Source organism: Candidatus Halobonum tyrrellensis G22 (assembly GCF_000495475.1).
Classification (GTDB): domain Archaea; phylum Halobacteriota; class Halobacteria; order Halobacteriales; family Haloferacaceae; genus Halobonum; species Halobonum tyrrellense.
Map to the genome: position 1 here is coordinate 21,766 of NZ_ASGZ01000060.1, position 17,964 is coordinate 39,729.

The window sequence follows — 17,964 nt, forward strand, 5'->3', positions numbered from 1 at the left end:
CCCCCCGTGCGTCCGACCAGACGAGGGAAGGTGCTCGCGGTCGTGCTCGCGGTGGCGGCGGTGTCGGCCGTCTCGTACGGCCCGCGCGCGCTCAACGCGGTGCTCATCCCGGGCGGCGTCGCGTTCGCCGCGGCGTACCTCCAGTTGCGGCGCGCCGACCCGCCGCGGGTCGCGCGCGCCGTCCCCCCGGACGACCACGCCGGCCGGAGCCACCGGGTCCGGCTGTTCTTCGGCGACCCCGACGGTCCCCGTCCCGACGAGGAGCACGGGCTCTCGCGGCCGTTCGTCGGCGTCGTCCGCGAACGGGTGGGTGACGGGCTCTCGGCGACCGGGACGACCGCCGAGACGGTGGTCGGCGCCCGTCCCGTCGAGTACGAGGTGACGTACGAGTCGCGCGGACGGCGGGTGCTCGGCCCGGCGACCGTCTCCGTCCGCGACGTGCTCGGACTCGCCGAGACCGACCTCGAAACCGCGGGGACCGACGCGCTCGTCGTCTACCCCGCGGTCCACCCCATCGCGGGCGGCGCGCGCCGCGACCTCCGCGCGCTCCACGAGACCGGCATCCACCGCGAGCGCCGCGAGTTCGACCGTCTCCGGGAGTACGACCGCGGCGACTCGCTGCGGGACGTCCACTGGAAGTCGACCGCCAAGCGCGACGACCTCATCGTCAAGGAGTTCGCCGCCGAGGCCGAGACGGAGGCCGTCTCGCTCGCCGCCGGGGCGACCGCCAGCGGGGACGCGGCCGACGAGATGGCCGAGGCGACGGCGAGTCTCGTGCTCGCGCTCGTCGACGACGGCATCCCGGTCGACGTCCACCTCGCCGACGGCTCGCTCACCGTCGGTCCCGAGCGGGGGAGTCGGGTCCGCCTGCTCGAACGACTGGCGGTCGCCGGCCCCGGTCGTCTCCCGACCGACGACGTCGACATCGCCGTCTACGCCGAGACCGACCGCGTCCGCGTCGACGTGGGCGACCGCGAGACGACGTTCGCGGAGCTCCGCGCGGCCTCCGAGAGCGCGCGGGCGCCGGGCGCGGTCGGTCCCGACGCGGCGGCCGCTGCCGGCTCCGGGTCCGACTCGGAGACCGAGGAGGTGACCACGTGAGCGACGCGCCCGTCGACGCGCCCGAACCGCGGACGCGCCCCGACCGCGCGGGGTTCGGCGCCGCCGACCTGCTGGCGTACCTGCCCGCGGTCGGCGTCGTCGCCGCCATGGCGGCGTACCTCTCGGTGTTCTACCACGTCACCGACGTGGTCGGCGGCACCGAACCGCTGACCGTCGAACTCGCGGCGACGGTGCTGCTCGCGACGTGGCTCGGCCGGACGCTCCGCGAGCGGGCCGCCGTCCTGCTGTCGGCCGTGGGGCTGGCGCTCGCGCTCACCGGCTACTTCCTGTCGGTCCCCGAGAGCGCGCGGGCGCTGTTTACGGTCTCCCGAGTCGCCGCGGACGTGCTCGCGCTGGTGACGGGGCTGCCGGTGCTCCGCCTGCTGAACGTCCGCGAGTGGGCGCTGTTTCTGGCGCCGGTCCCGACGTTCCTCGCGTGGTACCTCGTCGTCCGCAGGCGGTTCGTCTGGGCGGCCGTCGTGGCCGGCGCGGCGACGGGCTTCTTCGTGCTCACGAGCGACGCGGGACCGGGCGCGACGCTGGCGGCTGTCGTCGGCGTCACCGTCGCCGTCGGCTTCGCGGGGCTCGACGCCGCCGACGTGCGCGCGGTCTCCGCCCAGTGGGACACGCTCGCGGTCGTCCTCGCGGCCATGGTCGCGCTCACGTCCGTCGTCACCGTCGTCCCGGGCAGCGCCGCCAGCCCGGTGTTGCCCGGCGCGCCCTCGCCGACCGTCGAGTCGAGCCTCGTGACCAACGACGACCGGGTGGGCATCGTCGGCAGCATCAGCCTCTCGCCGGAGGTGCGCTTCACCGTCGACGCCGACCGCTCGGAGTACTGGCGGGTCGGCGCGTACGACCGCTACACCGGCGGCGGGTGGACCCGGAGCGGGCAGGCCGAACCGTACGAGGGGAGCCTCGACCCGCCGGCCGGCGACACCGCCCGCCTGCGCCAGCGGGTCACCGCGCGGACCGACCTCGACGCGCTCCCGGCCGCCTGGAAGCCCGTCCGACTCCGCGGCACGCCCGCCGACACCGCGCAGGTGACCACCGACGAGGGGCTCCGGCCCGGGACGACGCTGCTGGAGAACGACACGTACACCGTGGTCAGCGCAGTGCCCAACGCCACCGCCGCCGACCTCCGCCGGGCGGGCACCGACTACCCCGACGAGGTGGCGAGCCGGTACACCCAACTCCCGGGGAGCACGCCCGACCGCGTCGCCAACCGGACGAACGGGGTACTCGACGAGGCGGGCGTGAACAACCCCTACGACGCCGCCGTCGCCGTCGAGGAGTACCTCGAAGCCAACAACTCCTACTCGCTCGACGTCGCCCAGCCGGGGTCGAACGTCGCCGACGCCTTCCTCTTCGAGATGGAGTCGGGCTACTGCGTCTACTTCGCTACGACGATGACTGTCATGCTCCGCACGCAGGGCATCCCCGCGCGGTTCGTCACGGGCTACACGCCCGGACAGCGCGTCGCCGAAGACGAGTGGGTGGTCCGCGGCCTCGACTCGCACGCGTGGGTCGAGGTGTACTTCCCCGAGACGGGCTGGGTCCGGTTCGACCCGACGCCCGGGGGCGCGCGCGAGTCGGTCGAACAGTCGCGGGTCGACTCCGCCCGCTCGGCGGGCGAGGAGAACGTCGACACCGAAGGATCCGCCAACGGCAGCTACACCACGCCCACGGCGGCGCCCGCGAACGACACGGGTTCGAACGGGACGCCCTCCGTCCCCGCCGGCATCACCCCCGCGGGCGGGGTGAGCGGGGGCGGGCCCGGCGTCCCGACGCCGAGCGGCACGAACCTGTCGGGCGTGACCCCCGGCGACGGCGTCACCCCGGCCGGCGGGGCGGGCGGCGGGGGCGACGGCGACGACGGCGGCTGGACGCCGACCCGCGACGACGCGGTGCTCGGCGCGGCCGTCCTCCTCGGTCTGGTCGCGGGGGCGCGGCGGTTCGGGCTGACCGCGCGGGCCTACCGGGCGGTCTGGCTGGTCCACCAGTCGCGGTCGGACCCCCGGACCGACGCCGAACGCGCGTTCCGCCGACTGGAGTACCTCGCGGGACTGGTCGTCCGGCCGCGCCGGCCCGGCGAGACCCCCCGACAGTACCTGGAGGCGGTCGCGTCGAGCGGGTTGGGCGACCGCGCGCTCGCGGTCGGGCGGGCGTACGAGCGCGCGCGCTACGGCCGCGGCGTCAGCGACGAGGACGCCGACGCCGCCGTCGAGGCGACGAACGCGCTGGTGTGGGAGCACGCGCCCGTCCTCCGCCGGGTCGGTCGCCGACTCGGCTGACCCGGGACCCGGCGGCCGGCCGCGTCTGGCCTCCGGTGGCGCCGGCCGAACGCCCGGACCGCCCCCGAATCGGCCGAAAGCGAGCCCCCGCGAACCGCCCCACGGCGGTCGGGCGTGAACGTTCGTGGGAGTACCCGACACTGTTTAATACGGCGCTCCTGTACCTTCGACCGGAAATGTCCGAGGTATGCTCGACGTGCGGATTGCCTGAGGAACTCTGCGTCTGCGAGGACGTCGCCAAGGAGTCTCAGGAGATCAACATCCGTATCGACGAGCGCAGGTACGGCAAGGAGGTAACGATCATCGAGGGGTTCGACCCGAAGGACGTGGACATGAGTTCGCTCTCGTCCGACCTGAAGTCGAAGTTCGCCTGCGGCGGCACCGTCGAGGAGGACTCGATCGAACTTCAGGGCAACCACACCGGTCGCGTCGAGGACTTCCTCCGCGACAAGGGCTTCAACGTCGCGTGACCCGTACCTGACATCCGCCGTCGAGTCGACACCGTCCGGTCGTTCTCCCGTTTTTCGCCCCGTCGAGTGACGACGCCCGCCGGCGACGGCGCGGGGTCGTACGTCGAGAACTCCACCGTCACCTCGGTCGGGACGCCGGTCGCCCGTTCGATCCGCCGTTCGACCCGACCGGCCAACCCGGGGTAGCGCCGCCCGACGGGGCGGGCGACGGAGACGGTCACCGGCGCCGGGTCGCCGAACGGGCGGAGGCCGGCGTACGAACCCCGCACCCCCCGGAGTCGGAGCGCGTCCGCCCCCGAGAGCGTCCGGTCGACGGCGAGGTTGGCCGTCCGCTCGTACGTCACGTACGCGGTGCCGCCGGCGACGCCGCCGACCGCCGCCCCGAGGAGGGCGACCACGAGTGCCACGCGGGCGACAGTCCGGAGCGGTTCGTCGGCGCCGCGTATCGGTCGGCCGCGCGGAAACGGCGCCCCGTAGCCGTACGCGACGAAGACGGCGGCGTAGCCGAGCGTCACCAACAGCGCGTTCAGCGAGAAGAAGACGAGCGCCGCGACCGCGACGGCCGGCCGGCCCCAGACCGCCGTGGTGCCGGCGGCGGCGAGCGACGGGACGACCGCCGCAGCCGCCGCCACGCCGGGGAGGTTCACGTCCTGGTCGGTCGCGGCGACGACACCGCCGGCGGCGCCCGCGGCGAACGCCAGCAACGCGGCGAACAGCGTCGGCGCGGTGAACACGCGCACCTCCTCGACGCTCGTGACGACCAGCGACGCGGGGACGAACCCGGTCGCGCGGGCGGCGGCGGTCACGGCCGCCGCCGTCGCCGCCGAGACGACCGCGCCGGCCGCGAGGAGGGTCGCGTTCTCGACGAGGAGGTCGGCGTCGTCGGCGACGGCACCGACCGCGACCGCGAGGGTGGTCGTCGCGAACGGCGAGATGACCATCGCCCCGACGAGGGCGACGGGCGACCCGAGCAGTAGGCCGCCGGTCGCGACGACGGCCGAGAGCGCGCTCTGTGTCAGGTTCGGGACGGGGTCGGACGCCTGCTCGTTCGCCTCGTCGCGGAGGGTCGACCGGTCGAGGCGGTCGTCGGGGCGAAGCCGTCGGGCCGCGGCCGCGACGGCGCGACCGAGCAGTGACTCGCCGCTCGTATCTCGGTTCGGAGCCATCCGGATCGGCTGGTATCGACCGGGCGGTGAAAAGTCCTGTAGCCGCCATCTCCGGTCGGCGTTTCGGGTCGCCGGCCGCTCAGAACGGTGCGTCCGGCCCCTCGTCGGCAGCGCCGTCGCCCGAGGCGTCGGGACCGCTCGCCGACGAGAGGTCGCCCTCCCACTCGGTGATGCCGCCCGCCATGCTCTCGACGGTGGCGTCGGCCGTCCCCTCGTAGGACTTGATCAGTTTCGCCGCCTGCACGCTGGCCTTGCCGTGCGGGCAGACGGTGACGATGCGGTCGGCGCCCGCCAGCCGGTCGACCCAGTCGGGCAGGCGTTCGAACGGGACGTTCTCCGACCCGGGGATGTGCTCGCGGGCGAACGACCCCTCGTTGCGGATGTCGACCACCCGCACGTCCTCGTCGCCAGCGATGAGTTGCTCCACCTCGCCGGACGATATCTCGCCGTCCATACCCGGTCGAACCCGGTCGCCGGGCAAAAACGCGTCGGGCCGCCGGCGGGTGGACCGATCGGCCGGTCGGCGTCGGGGCGAACGGTCGGGTCGGTCGGCGTCGGGGCGGGCCGGTCGAGTCGGCCGGCTACAGGTGGCCGGTCTCGCGCGCCCACAACAGCGGGGTCACCGCCCACCCGACGCTCCGGTCGGCGAGCGTCTCCCGCACCGCCGCCGCGACGGGCACGCGGTGGACGGTTATCTCCTCGCCGTCGTCGGGGTCGGACGCCCCGGGCGTCAGGTCCGTCGCGTAGACGACGTGTTTGGTGTTGCGTGTCCACACCGACGGGTGGTACGAGCCGAGCAGTTCGACGCGGCCGGCGCGGAACCCGGTCTCCTCGCGGAGTTCCCGCTCGGCGGCCGCCGTCGGCTCCTCGTCCGCCTCCACCTGCCCGCCCGGGCACGTCCGGAAGCGGCGGCGGAAGCGCGGGCGGTACTCCTCGACCAACACCACCTCGTCGGCGTCGGCGTCGTGTGCGACCACCGACACCGCGTCCGCCGGGTCGACCCAGTAGTAGCGCGCCGCCCGCCCGTCCGGGGGTTCGACCGCGTCGTACCCCGCGTCGAACCACGGCGTCTCGTACTCGGTGGTGACGCCGCCGACGGGCCACTCGGGGGCGCCGTCGGAGCCGTCCCACGACTCGGCGTCGTCGGCATCGGCGTCCGGGTCGGCATCGGCGTCGGGAGTCGAGTCGGCGTCCGACCCCGGGTCGGAGCCGGTCACAGCAGCCCCTCGTCGGCGGCCAGCAGGACGCCCTCGACGGTGGCGTCGTTCGTCGGCTCCTCGCGGGCGACCCGGACGGCGTCGTCGACGGGCACCGCCCGCGGGGTGAGGAACTCGTTGTCGTCAAGCGACTGCTCGACCGGGGTGAGGTCCTCCGCGAACACGAACGCCCGGCGGTGTCGCAGCAGGCCGGTCGAACACCACAGCGTCTGGAGCAGCGACGTGCTGCCCGCGCGGAACCCGGTCTCCTCCTCCAGTTCCCGCTCTGCGGCCGCCGTGAACGACTCCCCCGCCTCCACGACGCCCGCCGGGAGCTCCGTCTGTGTCCCCCGCACCGTCGGGCGGTACTGCTCGACGAACGCGATGCTGTCGTCCGCGCGCGCGACCACCACCACCGCGGTGGCGAGCTCCGCCCAGTAGTAGCGCTTCGTCGACCCGTCGGGCTGTTCGACCAGGTCGTACCCCGCGGTCACCCACCCCGTCTCGTACTCGACGGCGCTGTCGACGACGGGCCACTCGGGGTCGCCCGGCCAGTCGTGCCGCCGGCCGTCGTCGAACGCCGGCGCGTCGTTCCCGTCGGCCGCGCGGCCGCCGTCGGCCGCCGTCCGTCCCCCGTTGCCGCTACGGTCCCGCTCGGTCCCGGTCCCGGCTCCGCCCGTCCCCGCCTCGTCTCGGTCGGTCATGGTTGGACGACCGATACCCGGTAGCGCGTCCCGTTGTAGCTGACGACCACGGCGTCGTCGGTGGTCGCGTTCGCCGGCGCGAACTGCCGGACGGAGCGGTACTCGTCGAACGGGGAGTTGGCGAACGCCTCCTTCACGCCGAACCGCCCCCGCTGGTAGGGCTCGGACCGGCCGTCGTCCGAGCCGAGCGCCCCGAACAGGTAGGGGTAGCGCCGCTCGGAGTAGTCGGTCACGTTCACCGCCGGGCCGTCGCCGTCGGCGGGGGTCGCCGTCAGGTAGTACGGGTCGCCCGACCCGAGGTACGACGGCACCGCCCCCAACGCGAGCAGCAGGAGGAGGACCGCGAGGACGCCGGCCGCGAACAGCCGGGTGACACGTCGCATGCCCGCCGTTGGGGCGTCGCGCGCAAACCCGTTACGACTCGCCCGGCCGGTCGGGTCCGCCCGACCCGTCCGACTCGTCCGCATCGCCGGCGCCGTCGGCTCTCCCCGCTCCGTCCGCCGCGTCCGCGTCCGCCCCCGCCGACGCCCCGGCGTCGTCGACGCCGAGGCGCTCGCGGTACACCGCGCCGAACGCGCGCCGGCGGAGCGTCCCGACGGCGGCGTCGCGTTCGTCCTGGTACGTCGCCGCGACGACGAGTCCGCCGCCCGGCGTCTCGTTCGCCTCGCTCGCCCCGACCGCACCGTCGGTCCCGGCCTCCGCGCCGTCCACGTCGCCCGCCCCGGCGAACGGGACGGGGTGCCAGACCACCCGGTCGACGTTGTCGCTGCCCGCCACGTCCGCCTCGTAGTCGGGGTGGTCGGCCAGCCAGCCGTCGAACTCCTCGCGCGTCCCGACGTGCACCCGGAGCAGCGACGCGAACAGCGCGTCGCGGACCGTCCCGACCACGTCGCTCGTCACGCGCTCGCGGTACTCCTCGCGGTCGAACTCCATCGCCTTCGCCGCCTCGCGGGTGGTCACCTGCGCCGCCGGTCCGAGTTCCTCGTACGCCTCCCGCGCCGCCGCGGCCGTCTCGGGTGCGAGCGTGCCCTCCGTGTCCATACCGACCCTGCGGCTGGCCGAACCAAGAGTCGTTTCCTTCTGGCGTGCCGGGCGCCCGCGGCGTCCGGTCGCGTTACGCGCCGGCGTCGTCGTCGTCACTCCGGTCGCCGTCGCGCGCCGGGTCGTCGGCCGCCCCGTCGCCGTCCGCGGTCCCCCCGCCCCTCTCGTCGTCGGTTCCGGCCTCGTCCGTTCCGTCCCCGTTCGCCCCGTCTTCGTCCGCGCCGTCGGTCCCGTCGAGTCCGTACATCTCCTCGGTGAGATCCTGCGCCTCGCTGATCACCGACTCGACGGCGTCGTCGACGACGCCGTCGGCCATCGACTCGAACCCGCCCGCCCCCTCCGCGCCGCCGGCCCCGCCGGCCCCGCCCGCGGCCGGACCGCGCCCGGCGCCCGGCGAGTGGTCGTGGTCGTGGCCGCCGCCGACGGTGTCCTCGAACACCTCGTCGTACGCCGCCTCGTCGGCGAACTCCGTCACCCGGTCGGCGAGGTCCGCCGGTCGCTCCTCGCCCCACCCGGGGGCGTGCTCGTCGAGCCACGCCTCGTGCTCGTCGCTCCGGAGCATCGCGGTGAACGCCAGGTGGTTCGCCAGGTGCTCGCCGTCGCGCTGGGGGGTGTCACACACCGGACAGGCGTATCCCATGCCCCTCGATGGGACCGCGAGCGGCATAAGGTGCCGGCCCCGCCGCGCGGCTCAGGCCGGGTCGGCGTCGTCGCCGCGCGCCCACTCGTCGACGTCGAGTAGCATCACGAACGCCGCCTCGCCGTCGGCGTAGTAGCGGGGGATCCGCCGGGCGGGGTCGAACCCCTCGTCGGCGTACAGCGACTGCGCGCGGTGGTTCGACTCCCGAACTTCGAGTTTCACGACCGACGCGCCGTCGCCCGCGAGGACGTACAGCGCGCGCCGGAGCAGCGTCCGCCCAAGACCCTGCCCCTGTGCGGCCGGGCGGACGGCGATGTCCTTGACGTGGCCGATGTCGCGCCCGTGGTTCGGCGTCAGGTCGCCCACCACGTAGCCGAGCACGTCGCCCGCGGCGACGCCGTCGTCGCCCGACCCCCGGTCGGTGCCCGCGCCGTCGGCGACGAGGAACGCGGGCGCGTCGAGCAGTTTCTCGAACGCCGCGAACGGCCACGGCTGGGTGAACACCGCCTTCTCGACCCGGAACACCCCGAGCAGGTCCGCCCGTTCGGCGGACCGCACCGTCACCCCCGCGGGTGGGCGGTCCCCGGCGCCGCCGAGACCGTCGCCGCTCATCGGCTCCGTGGGCGTCGTCACAGATCGACTATGGTAGACCGACGCATAAACACGGCGGCCCGCGCGCGGGTGCGGCGGCTCCCCGAACGGCGGGTGCGAGCCGAAAGAAGAACGGACCGAGGTCGGGAGTCGGCCGCCGCGGCCGGCTCAGTCGTCGGCGGGCGCCGCGCCGCTCGACCCGGTGTCGTCGTGTTGCGCCTTCGTCCACGAGAGCTTCCCGCCGGCCGCGAGGATCTCGCGTTCGCGCTCGGAGGCGTCGAGGTGGGCGGTCGCCTCCCAGTCGTCGTTCACGCGGATGGTGAACTCCTCGGCGCCCGAGCGGACGGCCTCGCCGACGTCGTCGACGATCGCGACGTCGTCGCCCTGCTCGATCTTCTCGTACGTCTCCTCGTCGATCGTGAGCGGCACGAGACCGAAGTTGAACAGGTTGGCCTTGTGGATCCGCGCGAAGCTCCGTGCGAGCACGCCCTCGATCCCGAGGAACATCGGGCACAGCGCCGCGTGCTCACGCGAACTCCCCTGCCCGTAGTTCTCGCCGGCGACGAGGAAGCCGCCGTCGGCGTCAAGCGCGCGGTCGGCGAACGTCTCGTCCACGCGCGAGAGGGTGAACTCCGAGAGCTTCTCGATGTTCGAGCGGAACTTGAGGATGTCCGCCGTCGCGGGGATGATGTGGTCGGTCGTGATGTTGTCCTCCATCTTGAGGAGCGCCTCGCCCTCGATGTTCGGGTCGAGTTCGTCCTTCAGGGGGACGTCGCCGATGTTGGGACCCTTCACGAGGCCGTCGTCGACCGCCTCGTCGGGACCGATGATGTCGGGGTCGTCCTGACCCATCCCGGCGCTGTAGGAGTCGCCCATCTCGAAGCCGGGGTCCTCCAGGTCGCCGAGTTCCTCCGCCAGGTCGCGGGGGTCGACGAGTTCGCCCTTGATCGCCGCGGCGGCGGCGACCTCCGGCGAGCAGAGGAACACCGAGTCGTCCTCGATGCCCGACCGCCCCTCGAAGTTGCGGTTGAACGTCCGGACCGACACCGAGTCGGAGGCGGGGACGTGACCGATACCGATACACGCCCCGCAGGTCGCCTCCGAGAAGTTGACGCCGGCGGCCATCAGTTCGGCCGTCCAGCCCTCACGCGAGAGCATCTCCGAGGCCTGCTTCGACCCGGGCGCGACGATCATCTCGGTCTTGCGGTCGACCTCGCGGCCCTCGAGCATCTTCGCGGCCGGGAGGATGTCCTCGTAGGCGCCGTTGGTACAGGAGCCGACCATCACCTGCTCGACGTCCGTGCCGGCGACCTCGCTGACGGGCACCACGTTGTCGGGCATCGACGGCGCCGCGACGAGCGGTTCGAGATCCGAGAGGTCGAGTTCGATCGTCTCGGCGTACTCGGCGTCGTCGTCCGGCTGGAGGTCGACGTACTCGTCGCCGCGGTCGAACAGGTCGAGCCAGTCGCGCGTCTTCTCGTCGGTCGGGAAGATCGAGGAGGTGGCGCCGAGTTCCGTCCCCATGTTGGTGATGGTGGTCCGCTCGGGCACCGACAGCGTCTCGACGCCCGGGCCGGTGTACTCGAGCACCTTGCCGACGCCGCCCTTGACGGTGAGACGGCGGAGCATCTCGAGGATGACGTCCTTCGCGGTGGCCCACTCGGGGAGTTCGCCCGTCAACTCGACGTTGACGACCTCGGGCATCTCGACGTAGTAGGCGCCCCCGCCCATCGCGACCGCGATGTCGAGACCGCCCGCGCCGATCGCGAGTTCGCCCAGCCCGCCGGGGGTCGGCGTGTGCGAGTCGGAGCCGAGCAGCGTCTTGCCGGGCGCCGCGAAGTTCTCCTTGTGGACCTGGTGGCAGATGCCGTTCCCGGGCCGCGAGAAGTACGCGCCGTACGTCCCCGCCGCCGACCGGAGGAACCGGTGGTCGTCCGTGTTCTTGAAGTCGAACTGGTACGTCTGGTGGTCGCAGTACTGCGCGGCGAGTTCGGTCTGGACCTCGTCCATCTCCAGCGCCTCGAACTGGAGCCAGACCATCGTCCCGGTCGTGTCCTGGGTGAGGACCTGGTCGACCTCGATCCCGATCTCCTCGCCGGGCGTCAGTTCACCCTCGACGAGGTGGTCGTCGAGGATCTTTTCCGTAATCGTCTGTCCCATATCGGGTCGAAATCGACGCCGCTCGGATATAAATCCGGCGAGTTATACCCCCGACGTTCGTGATGGATGGGCGCTGTACGGTGATTTTGATACCGGATCGTATTTTTCTTCCGAATCGAGTAATCGTCGCGCCGTCCCGACGCCGGATGCGGCGCCGTCGCCGGTTTGGCCCGGCCGGACCGACCGGGTTCGGGGGGTTTTTCGCCGTCGGCTCACCATCCCCGGTCGATGTTCGAGTCGGGCACGTACGTCGCCGAACACGTCGAACCGCTCTCGGAGCCGCAGGTCCAACCCAACGGCGTCGACCTCACGGCGGCGGCGGTGTTCGAACAGGTCGGACCGGGACGGGTGTCGACCGACGGCAAGCGGGTCGGCGAGCGGCGGGAACTCGCCCCCGAGGACGGCTTCCACCGCCTCGACCCCGGCGGCTACGTCGTCCGCTACGGCGAGCGACTCCGGGTCCCCGACGGCCACGTGGGGTTCGTCTACCCCCGGTCGACGCTGCTGCGCAACTCGTGTATGCTCAACACCGCCGTCTGGGATGCGGGGTACGAGGGGCGCGGCGAGGGACTGCTCCAGGTCCACCACCCGGTCGAACTCGAACCCGGCGCGCGTATCGCGCAGTTCGTCCTCGCGGACGCCGACCACGAGGGTCGGTACGAGGGGAGCTACCAGGGCGAGCGACTCTGACCGCGAGACGGCGGTGTCGACCCCGGCTGGTTTGTGTTTACGCCGTAAGCAGTCCGACGAAAGATTGTTACCCGCTGGTTCACTATAGGACTCTCGACGTACTGTCGTCGGAGTGGGGAGAGCGATGATACAGGACAGGGGAGATACGACGGAGGAGGATGTACAGGCGCGCGTTCCGTGAGACGGTCATACCGGCGATCATCTCGGATACGAACTTCGTCATCACGGACGTAAACAGGGCGCTCCTCTCGACGTTCGGCTACGACCGCGAGGACGTGGTCGGGTCGATACCGACCTTCCTGTTCAACGACGAGGGGGTCTATCGGGAGGTCATCGACGCGCTCTCGGAGGGGGAGTCGTGGGTGGGCGACTTCGAGGCGACCACCGACGACGGACGGCTCATCCACGGCCGCGGGTCCGCCACCCCGCTGGTCGTCGACGGGACCGTCGAGGGGTACGTGGCGATGTTCACCGACATGACGCGCCACCGTCGGTACGAGGAGTCGCTGCGCATCCTCAACCGCGTCCTCCGGCACAACCTCCGCAACGACGCCAACGTGGTCCTCGGCCACCTCGAACGCGCGGCCGACCTGACGGACGACCCCGACGTCGCCGCGTCGCTCGCCACCGCCACCGCCCGCGTCGAGGACATGCTCGCGCGCGCGCGCACCACTCGTCGGTTCAGCGGCATCCTCACCGACGCCGACACGAGTTCGCTCAAGCCGGTCGACCTCGCGGCGGCGGTCGAACAGGCGCTCGCGGACGTCTGCACCCGGGGGGTTGACCTGACCCTCTCGGGGACCGACGACCCCGTCGAGGTGCTCGCCGACGACATGCTCGTACCGGCGCTGCAGGCGGTCATCGAGAACGCCGTCGAACACAACGACAAGGACCGACCGGAACTCGACCTCCGGGTGACCGCCGAGGACGACCGGGTCACCCTCTCGGTGGCGGACAACGGTCCCGGTATCGCTCGCTCGCAGCGCGACACGGTGCTCGGGCGCGAGGAACACACCCAGGTCGAACACGGCGAGGGGCTCAGCCTCTTCTTCGTCGACCAGTTGATGGAACTGTACGGCGGCGACGTGAGCGTCTGCCCCAACGGCGACGTGGGAACGGTGTTCGCCCTCCGCTTCCGCCGGCCCGACGAGTCGGGCGAGCGAGCCGCGACCGACGCCGGCGACACGGACGGCGGGCTGCCGACCGCCGACCGGTCGGAGGTGTCGGCCGCCGACGCCGACACCGGCGGAGCGACCGACGGAAGCGGAACCGACGCCGACGAACGCGCGCGCGAACTCGCGGCGGCGGGCGGGCCGTCGGTCACGCCCGCCCGCCTGCTCGGCGACCCCGAGGGCCTCCCGCGGAGCGTCGACGTCCTCGACGAGGACGACCCGGTCCACCACCTGATCGGGCTCCGGCGCGACGACCCGATCCACCGCGAGGGGACGGCCGACGTGCCGTTCCGCGGCGCCGCCGCCGCGCTGTTGACCGACGACGCCCTCCGGGTCGTCGTGGCCGGCGGCGCCGGCGGCACGTGGACGCTCCCGTACGCCGACCTCGTCGCGGTCGGCCGCCGCGACGACACGCTCGTGCTCGACACCGGCGCGGGCCGGTTCCACCTCCGGCTCTCGCGGTCGGGCGACGAGGACGAGTCGGTCGCGGCGGCGCTGTCGTTCCTCGAAGCCAAGATCACGGGCGACGAGTGACGAGTGAGGGCGGCGCACGCGCGGCCGGCGGGCGGCGACTCGGGACCCGCACGCGCCGTCGTCGCCGCGGGGCGTCGGACACCCGTCGACGGAGCGGGCGCGCGCGGCGGTGACTGAAACCGGGGTTTGTCCCACCCGAAACCGTATGCCGTCCGGTCGACACCCGGCCGTATGGTCGACATCGACTCGGAGACGCTGTTCACCGTCGCGGCCGCGGCCGTGGCGACGGTCGCCGCCGTCATCTTCGTCCTGTCCGTCGACTTCGGCCACTCGCCCGTCTCGGAGGTGGCGCTCGCGGCGGCGTTCCTCGCGGGGGTGTTCGCGCTCACCCAGCGGACCGACGACCGCCAGTCGGCCGTGCTCGGTTACGGCGTGGTCGTCGTCGTCTCCGTGGCGCTGTTCTTCGACGTGGTGAACACGTTCGACGTCGGCGACCTGCCGACCGTCGTCGGCCTGCTGTGTATCGCGGCGCTGCTGTTCTGGCTCCGGACGCGGCTCGACGAGCGGAGCCGGTTCACGACGGGGACGCGCGCGCGGAACGTCTTCGCCGTCGTCGCCGCGCTCGCGGCGGTGGTGGTGGTCGTCGACGTGGCGACGGGCGGACTCGCGTACGAACTCCGGCCCGCGAGCCAGGTCGAGGTGCCCGACGCACAGCGCGACCGAGTCCGGGTCGCGACGGTCACCGCGAGCAACCCGACGCCGCTTCCCGAACGCGTCGACCCGCCGCGGTACGAGGCGTGCGCCGCGGGCAACTGGAGCGCGTTCGAGCCGCCGACCGAACCCGACGGCCGGCGGCGCGCGGTGCGCGCCACCCTCGACGTGCAGGCCGGCTACGACGAGTACGTCCTCGGGTTCGGCGCGAAGACGTACCCGGTCGAACTCTACCTCGACGGCGCGAACCTCACGGGCGAGACGTTCCCGGTCCGGACGACCGCCGACTGCCCCGACGAGGAGACCGGGTCGCCGTACGTCGCGGTGTTCACCGCGCCCGACGACGCGTACGGCGGCCCCCTCACCGTCACGGCGTGAGCCGACCCGGGCGTCCTCGGCCCGCTACTCGGCGTTCCCCGCTCGGAACACTCCGCCCGGTTCGGTCACCGCCTCGCTGTCGCTCGCGGTTCGCTGTACGGGCTGGGAGGGGTGTCGAACCGCGGTCGGACGTGCTCGACTCGCGTCCGCTCGCCTGCGCGTGACCTCTCCGATTCGAATCCTCCAGCGAACGCTGTTCACGCTCGCTCCGTTCGCGTAGAACAGCGGGCTGGGAGGGATTCGAACCCCCGACCGTCCGGTTAAAAGCCGGACGCTCTCCCTAACTGAGCTACCAGCCCTCGCCGACTCTTGCCCGCGTGCCCGCATATCGTTTACGAAGCCCGCCCGCGGCGTGCGCCACGCCAACGCTTACACCCCCCGCGCGATACCGGGGCGTGTGCCAGACGACCCCGCTCCCGACACCGACGCGGACCCGGATATCGACCTCTACGAGTTCGTCGACCGGCTCTGCCGGTTCGAGACCACCGACGGCGAGGAGGCCGAAGCCGCCGCCTGGACCCGCGAGCAGTTCGACGCCTTCGGCTTCGACACCTACGAGTGGGAGGCGGACGCCGAGACGCTCGCTGGTCACACCTCGTTCCCGAACGACCCCGCCGACATCCGCGTCGAGAACCGGCCGAGCGTCGCGGGCGTCGTCGAGTTCGGCGACGCCGACGCCGGCCCGACGCTGGTGTTGAACGGCCACCTCGACGTGGTGCCCGCCGACGCCGACCTCTGGACGGGCGACCCGTTCGAGCCGACGTGGTCGGACGGCCGCGCGACGCTGACCGCCCGCGGCGCGGCGGACATGAAGGCGGGACTGGGCGCGTGCGTGTTCGCGGCGCTCGACCTCAGAGACCGGGTCGAGGCGGGCGAGGCGGCGGTCGACGGCCGGGTGGTCGTCGAGGCCGTCGCGGGCGAGGAGGACGGCGGCATCGGCGCGGCCGCGGCGGCGCTCGACGACCCGTACCCGTTCGACCGCGACGCCGCGCTGGTCGCCGAGCCGACCGACCTGACCGCCGTGACGACCACCGAGGGGACGGTGATGAAGCGGCTCACGATCCGCGGCCGGTCGGCGCACGCCGCCACGCGGTGGCGCGGCGAGGACGTGCTCCCGCACTTCGAGCGGGTCCGCGCGGCGTTCCAGGAGCTAGAGACCGAACGGGGCGAGCGGGTCCACCACGACCTCTACGAGGAGTTCGAGGTGCCGTGGCCCATCGTCTGCGGCCGGGTCGAGGCGGGGTCGTGGTCGTCGACGGTGCCGGGGACGCTGACCGCGGAGTGGCGCTTCGGCGTCGCGCCCGGCGAGACGGTCGACGAGGTGGAGGCGGAGTACGAACAGCGACTCGCGGCGGTGGTCGCCGACAGCGAGTGGCTCTCGGCGCACCCGCCGGCGTTCGAGCGCTTCTCGATCCAGTTCGAACCCGCGGGGATCGCCCCGACGGAGCCGGTCGTTCGCGCGCTCGCGGACGCGATGGCCGACGACGGCCTGGCCGACACCGACCCCCACGGCGCGACGTACGGTGCCGACTCCAGACACTACGTCGCCGCCGGAATCCCGACGGTCGTCTTCGGCCCGGGCACCGTCGAGGAGGCGCACTTCCCCGACGAGAGCGTCGAGTGGGCGGACGTGCTCCGCGCGCGGGAAGTGATCGCCGCGACCGCCCGGCGGTTCCTCGCGGGCGACTACGACCGCGGGACCGAGTCCGGGCCGGACGCGGACGCCGAGACCGACTCGTAGGCGTCGAGCGCGTCGGCGACCACCTCGCCGGGGTCGCGGTTCTCCATCGAGGCGTGCACCCGGAGCCGGCGGTACGCGTCGAACGGGAGGCCGAGTTCGACCCGGCCGGGTTCGACCCCGTGTTCGCGGAGCACGGTCTCGGGGTCGGCTCCCTCGTTGACCGCCGACGCCATCGTCTGGACCTCCCGAACCGTGAGGTCGTCGTCGAGCGCCGCCCACGCGAGCGCGAACCGCGCCTCGCCGTCGACGCGCGCGACGTGTTTCGCCGCCGTCGGCGCGAGGTCGCCGCGGGCGACGTGTCTGCGGATCGACTGCGGGAGGTCGTGGACGCGCGCCCACTTGCGGACGAACGAGACGGAGACGCCGTCGCCCGCGCGCTCGACCGCCGCCTTGTACGACCCGGTCCCGCGGACGAGCGCCGCACACGCCGCGGCCCCCCGCAGCATCACCACGTTGTCGGCGTCGGTCCCCGGCTCCCGGGCGAACCGCGCGACGGTGTCGGCGGCCTCCGCCACGCTGTCGGGGTCGGTGGGGTCGAACCCGACCGCCTCGTCCGCGCGCCGCCCCGTCACCTCGGGGTCCCCCCTGACGACCGGCGCTCCGACCTCGGCCTCGCGGTCCGCGAGTTCGACGTCGTCCGCGCCTCGCTCGTCGCTCATTGCACGTGTCTGGGCGGGGACGTGCAAAAGCATCTCGGGACCGGACACCCCCTTCGCACTCGCGCGACCGCTCCGCGAGGCGGTTCGAAGCGACGCCGCTAACACCCGGGCGGCCGCAGGGGCGAGCGAACGCGATGCTCCGGTACGTGACGACGAACGACGGGAAACTCCGCGAGGCGCGCGAGTACCTCGGCGACGCCGTCGAGGGGTTCGACTTCGACTACACCGAGATACAGGCGGACGACCTCGAACCCATCGCCGCCCGCGGCGCGCGCGAGGCGTACCGCCGGGTCGACGGCCCGGTCGTCGTCGACGACGCCGGCCTGTTCGTCGAGGGGTTCGACGGGTTCCCGGGACCGTACTCGGCGTTCGTCGAGGACACCCTCGGCGTCGACGCCGTCTACCGCCTCGCCGACCGTGAACTCGACGGCGAGCGCCGGGCGTCGTTCCGCTGTGTGATCGCCTACTGCGACGGCGAGGGGTTCGCGGCCTCCCCGGACCCGGTCGACCGCGACGACCGGGTCGCCGCCGCCGCGACCGGCGCGGACCCCGACGACGAGGAGGGGCGGGCGCTCCCGGTCAAACTGTTCGCGGGCGCGGTCCGCGGTCGAGTCGTCGCCCCCCGCGGCGACGGCGGGTTCGGTTACGACCCGATATTCGAACACGACGGGTCGACGTTCGCCGAGATGGGCGCCGACGAGAAGAACGCCGTCTCCCACCGCGGCCGGGCGCTCGGCAAGTTCGCCGAGTGGTACGCGAACCGGGAGTGAGTCCGCCGG

At 73.1% G+C, this 17,964-nt stretch carries 18 protein-coding genes and 1 tRNA gene; 8 read left to right on the plus strand and 11 right to left on the minus strand.

All coding sequences use genetic code 11. The features are described 5' to 3' along the window. Positions 1-6 precede the first annotated feature (6 nt). The 3 genes from K933_RS14265 (at position 7) to yciH (ending at position 3,862) form a co-directional block, all read left to right on the plus strand. On the plus strand, positions 7-1,101 hold the full coding sequence (locus K933_RS14265) for a DUF58 domain-containing protein (protein ID WP_080509294.1): 1,095 nt from the start codon (positions 7-9) through the stop codon (positions 1,099-1,101). Further along, complete coding sequence (locus K933_RS14270) at positions 1,098-3,392, plus strand: DUF3488 and transglutaminase-like domain-containing protein (protein ID WP_023395454.1); 2,295 nt, start codon at positions 1,098-1,100, stop codon at positions 3,390-3,392. Before K933_RS14265 ends, K933_RS14270 begins: the two co-directional genes overlap by 4 nt. A gap of 176 nt (positions 3,393-3,568) precedes the next feature. Continuing rightward, positions 3,569-3,862, plus strand: coding sequence for a stress response translation initiation inhibitor YciH (yciH, locus tag K933_RS14275; protein WP_023395455.1), 294 nt, complete (start codon positions 3,569-3,571; stop codon positions 3,860-3,862). On the opposite strand, the gene K933_RS14280 is transcribed toward yciH, so the two are convergent. The 9 genes from K933_RS14280 to K933_RS14320 all read right to left on the minus strand — a co-directional run bounded on the left by K933_RS14280 (position 3,799) and on the right by K933_RS14320 (position 11,360). Then, complete coding sequence (locus tag K933_RS14280) at positions 3,799-5,028, minus strand: DUF389 domain-containing protein (protein ID WP_023395456.1); 1,230 nt, start codon at positions 5,026-5,028, stop codon at positions 3,799-3,801. The two genes, yciH and K933_RS14280, sit on opposite strands and share 64 nt — an antisense overlap. Positions 5,029-5,107: 79 nt before the next feature. Beyond that, the gene (locus K933_RS14285) at positions 5,108-5,482 is read right to left on the minus strand and encodes a rhodanese-like domain-containing protein (protein WP_023395457.1); all 375 of its coding nucleotides are present in this window, start codon (positions 5,480-5,482) and stop codon (positions 5,108-5,110) included. Between the two features lie 127 nt (positions 5,483-5,609). Next, positions 5,610-6,245 (minus strand): NUDIX hydrolase, encoded by a 636-nt coding sequence (locus K933_RS14290; protein WP_023395458.1) that lies wholly within the window; start codon positions 6,243-6,245, stop codon positions 5,610-5,612. Further along, positions 6,242-6,928 carry an NUDIX hydrolase gene (locus K933_RS14295; RefSeq protein ID WP_023395459.1) on the minus strand — a complete coding sequence of 229 codons (687 nt, stop codon included), beginning with the start codon at positions 6,926-6,928 and terminating at the stop codon, positions 6,242-6,244. The genes K933_RS14290 and K933_RS14295 overlap by 4 nt, the downstream gene beginning before the upstream one ends. Then, on the minus strand, positions 6,925-7,311 hold the full coding sequence (locus tag K933_RS14300) for a hypothetical protein (protein WP_023395460.1): 387 nt from the start codon (positions 7,309-7,311) through the stop codon (positions 6,925-6,927). The genes K933_RS14295 and K933_RS14300 overlap by 4 nt, the downstream gene beginning before the upstream one ends. A gap of 31 nt (positions 7,312-7,342) precedes the next feature. Next, positions 7,343-7,969, minus strand: a complete 627-nt coding sequence (locus K933_RS14305) for a DUF5809 family protein (RefSeq protein ID WP_023395461.1) — start codon at positions 7,967-7,969, stop codon at positions 7,343-7,345. Positions 7,970-8,042: 73 nt separating this feature from the next. Then, entirely contained in the window at positions 8,043-8,609 is a 567-nt protein-coding gene (locus tag K933_RS14310; protein WP_023395462.1) for a DUF5810 domain-containing protein, read from the minus strand. Positions 8,610-8,660: 51 nt separating this feature from the next. Next, on the minus strand, positions 8,661-9,221 hold the full coding sequence (locus K933_RS14315; protein ID WP_049947907.1) for a GNAT family N-acetyltransferase: 561 nt from the start codon (positions 9,219-9,221) through the stop codon (positions 8,661-8,663). A 147-nt stretch (positions 9,222-9,368) separates the two neighbouring features. Then, on the minus strand, positions 9,369-11,360 hold the full coding sequence (locus K933_RS14320; protein WP_023395464.1) for an aconitate hydratase: 1,992 nt from the start codon (positions 11,358-11,360) through the stop codon (positions 9,369-9,371). Between the two features lie 228 nt (positions 11,361-11,588). Between K933_RS14320 and K933_RS14325 the strand changes: the two genes are divergently transcribed. The 3 genes from K933_RS14325 (at position 11,589) to K933_RS14335 (ending at position 14,785) form a co-directional block, all read left to right on the plus strand. After that, complete coding sequence (locus K933_RS14325) at positions 11,589-12,050, plus strand: deoxyuridine 5'-triphosphate nucleotidohydrolase (RefSeq protein ID WP_023395465.1); 462 nt, start codon at positions 11,589-11,591, stop codon at positions 12,048-12,050. 158 nt (positions 12,051-12,208) lie between these two features. Next, positions 12,209-13,756, plus strand: a complete 1,548-nt coding sequence (locus tag K933_RS14330; protein ID WP_023395466.1) for a sensor histidine kinase — start codon at positions 12,209-12,211, stop codon at positions 13,754-13,756. Positions 13,757-13,927: 171 nt separating this feature from the next. Continuing rightward, complete coding sequence (locus K933_RS14335; protein ID WP_023395467.1) at positions 13,928-14,785, plus strand: hypothetical protein; 858 nt, start codon at positions 13,928-13,930, stop codon at positions 14,783-14,785. Positions 14,786-15,010: 225 nt separating this feature from the next. Here K933_RS14335 and K933_RS14340 read toward each other — a convergent pair. Next, positions 15,011-15,084 (minus strand) — tRNA-Lys (locus K933_RS14340). A gap of 140 nt (positions 15,085-15,224) precedes the next feature. Between K933_RS14340 and K933_RS14345 the strand changes: the two genes are divergently transcribed. After that, positions 15,225-16,526 (plus strand): M20/M25/M40 family metallo-hydrolase, encoded by a 1,302-nt coding sequence (locus tag K933_RS14345; protein WP_049947908.1) that lies wholly within the window; start codon positions 15,225-15,227, stop codon positions 16,524-16,526. Here the strand turns inward: K933_RS14345 and K933_RS14350 are convergent. Next, positions 16,472-17,185: a DUF7119 family protein gene (locus K933_RS14350; RefSeq protein WP_023395469.1), complete on the minus strand. Its 714-nt coding sequence runs from the start codon at positions 17,183-17,185 to the stop codon at positions 16,472-16,474. The genes K933_RS14345 and K933_RS14350 overlap by 55 nt on opposite strands. A 134-nt stretch (positions 17,186-17,319) precedes the next feature. Here K933_RS14350 and K933_RS14355 point away from each other — a divergent pair, with 134 nt between their 5' ends. Further along, a complete protein-coding gene (locus K933_RS14355; protein ID WP_023395470.1) occupies positions 17,320-17,955 on the plus strand; it encodes a non-canonical purine NTP pyrophosphatase in 636 nt (211 codons plus the stop codon). Positions 17,956-17,964 lie beyond the last annotated feature (9 nt).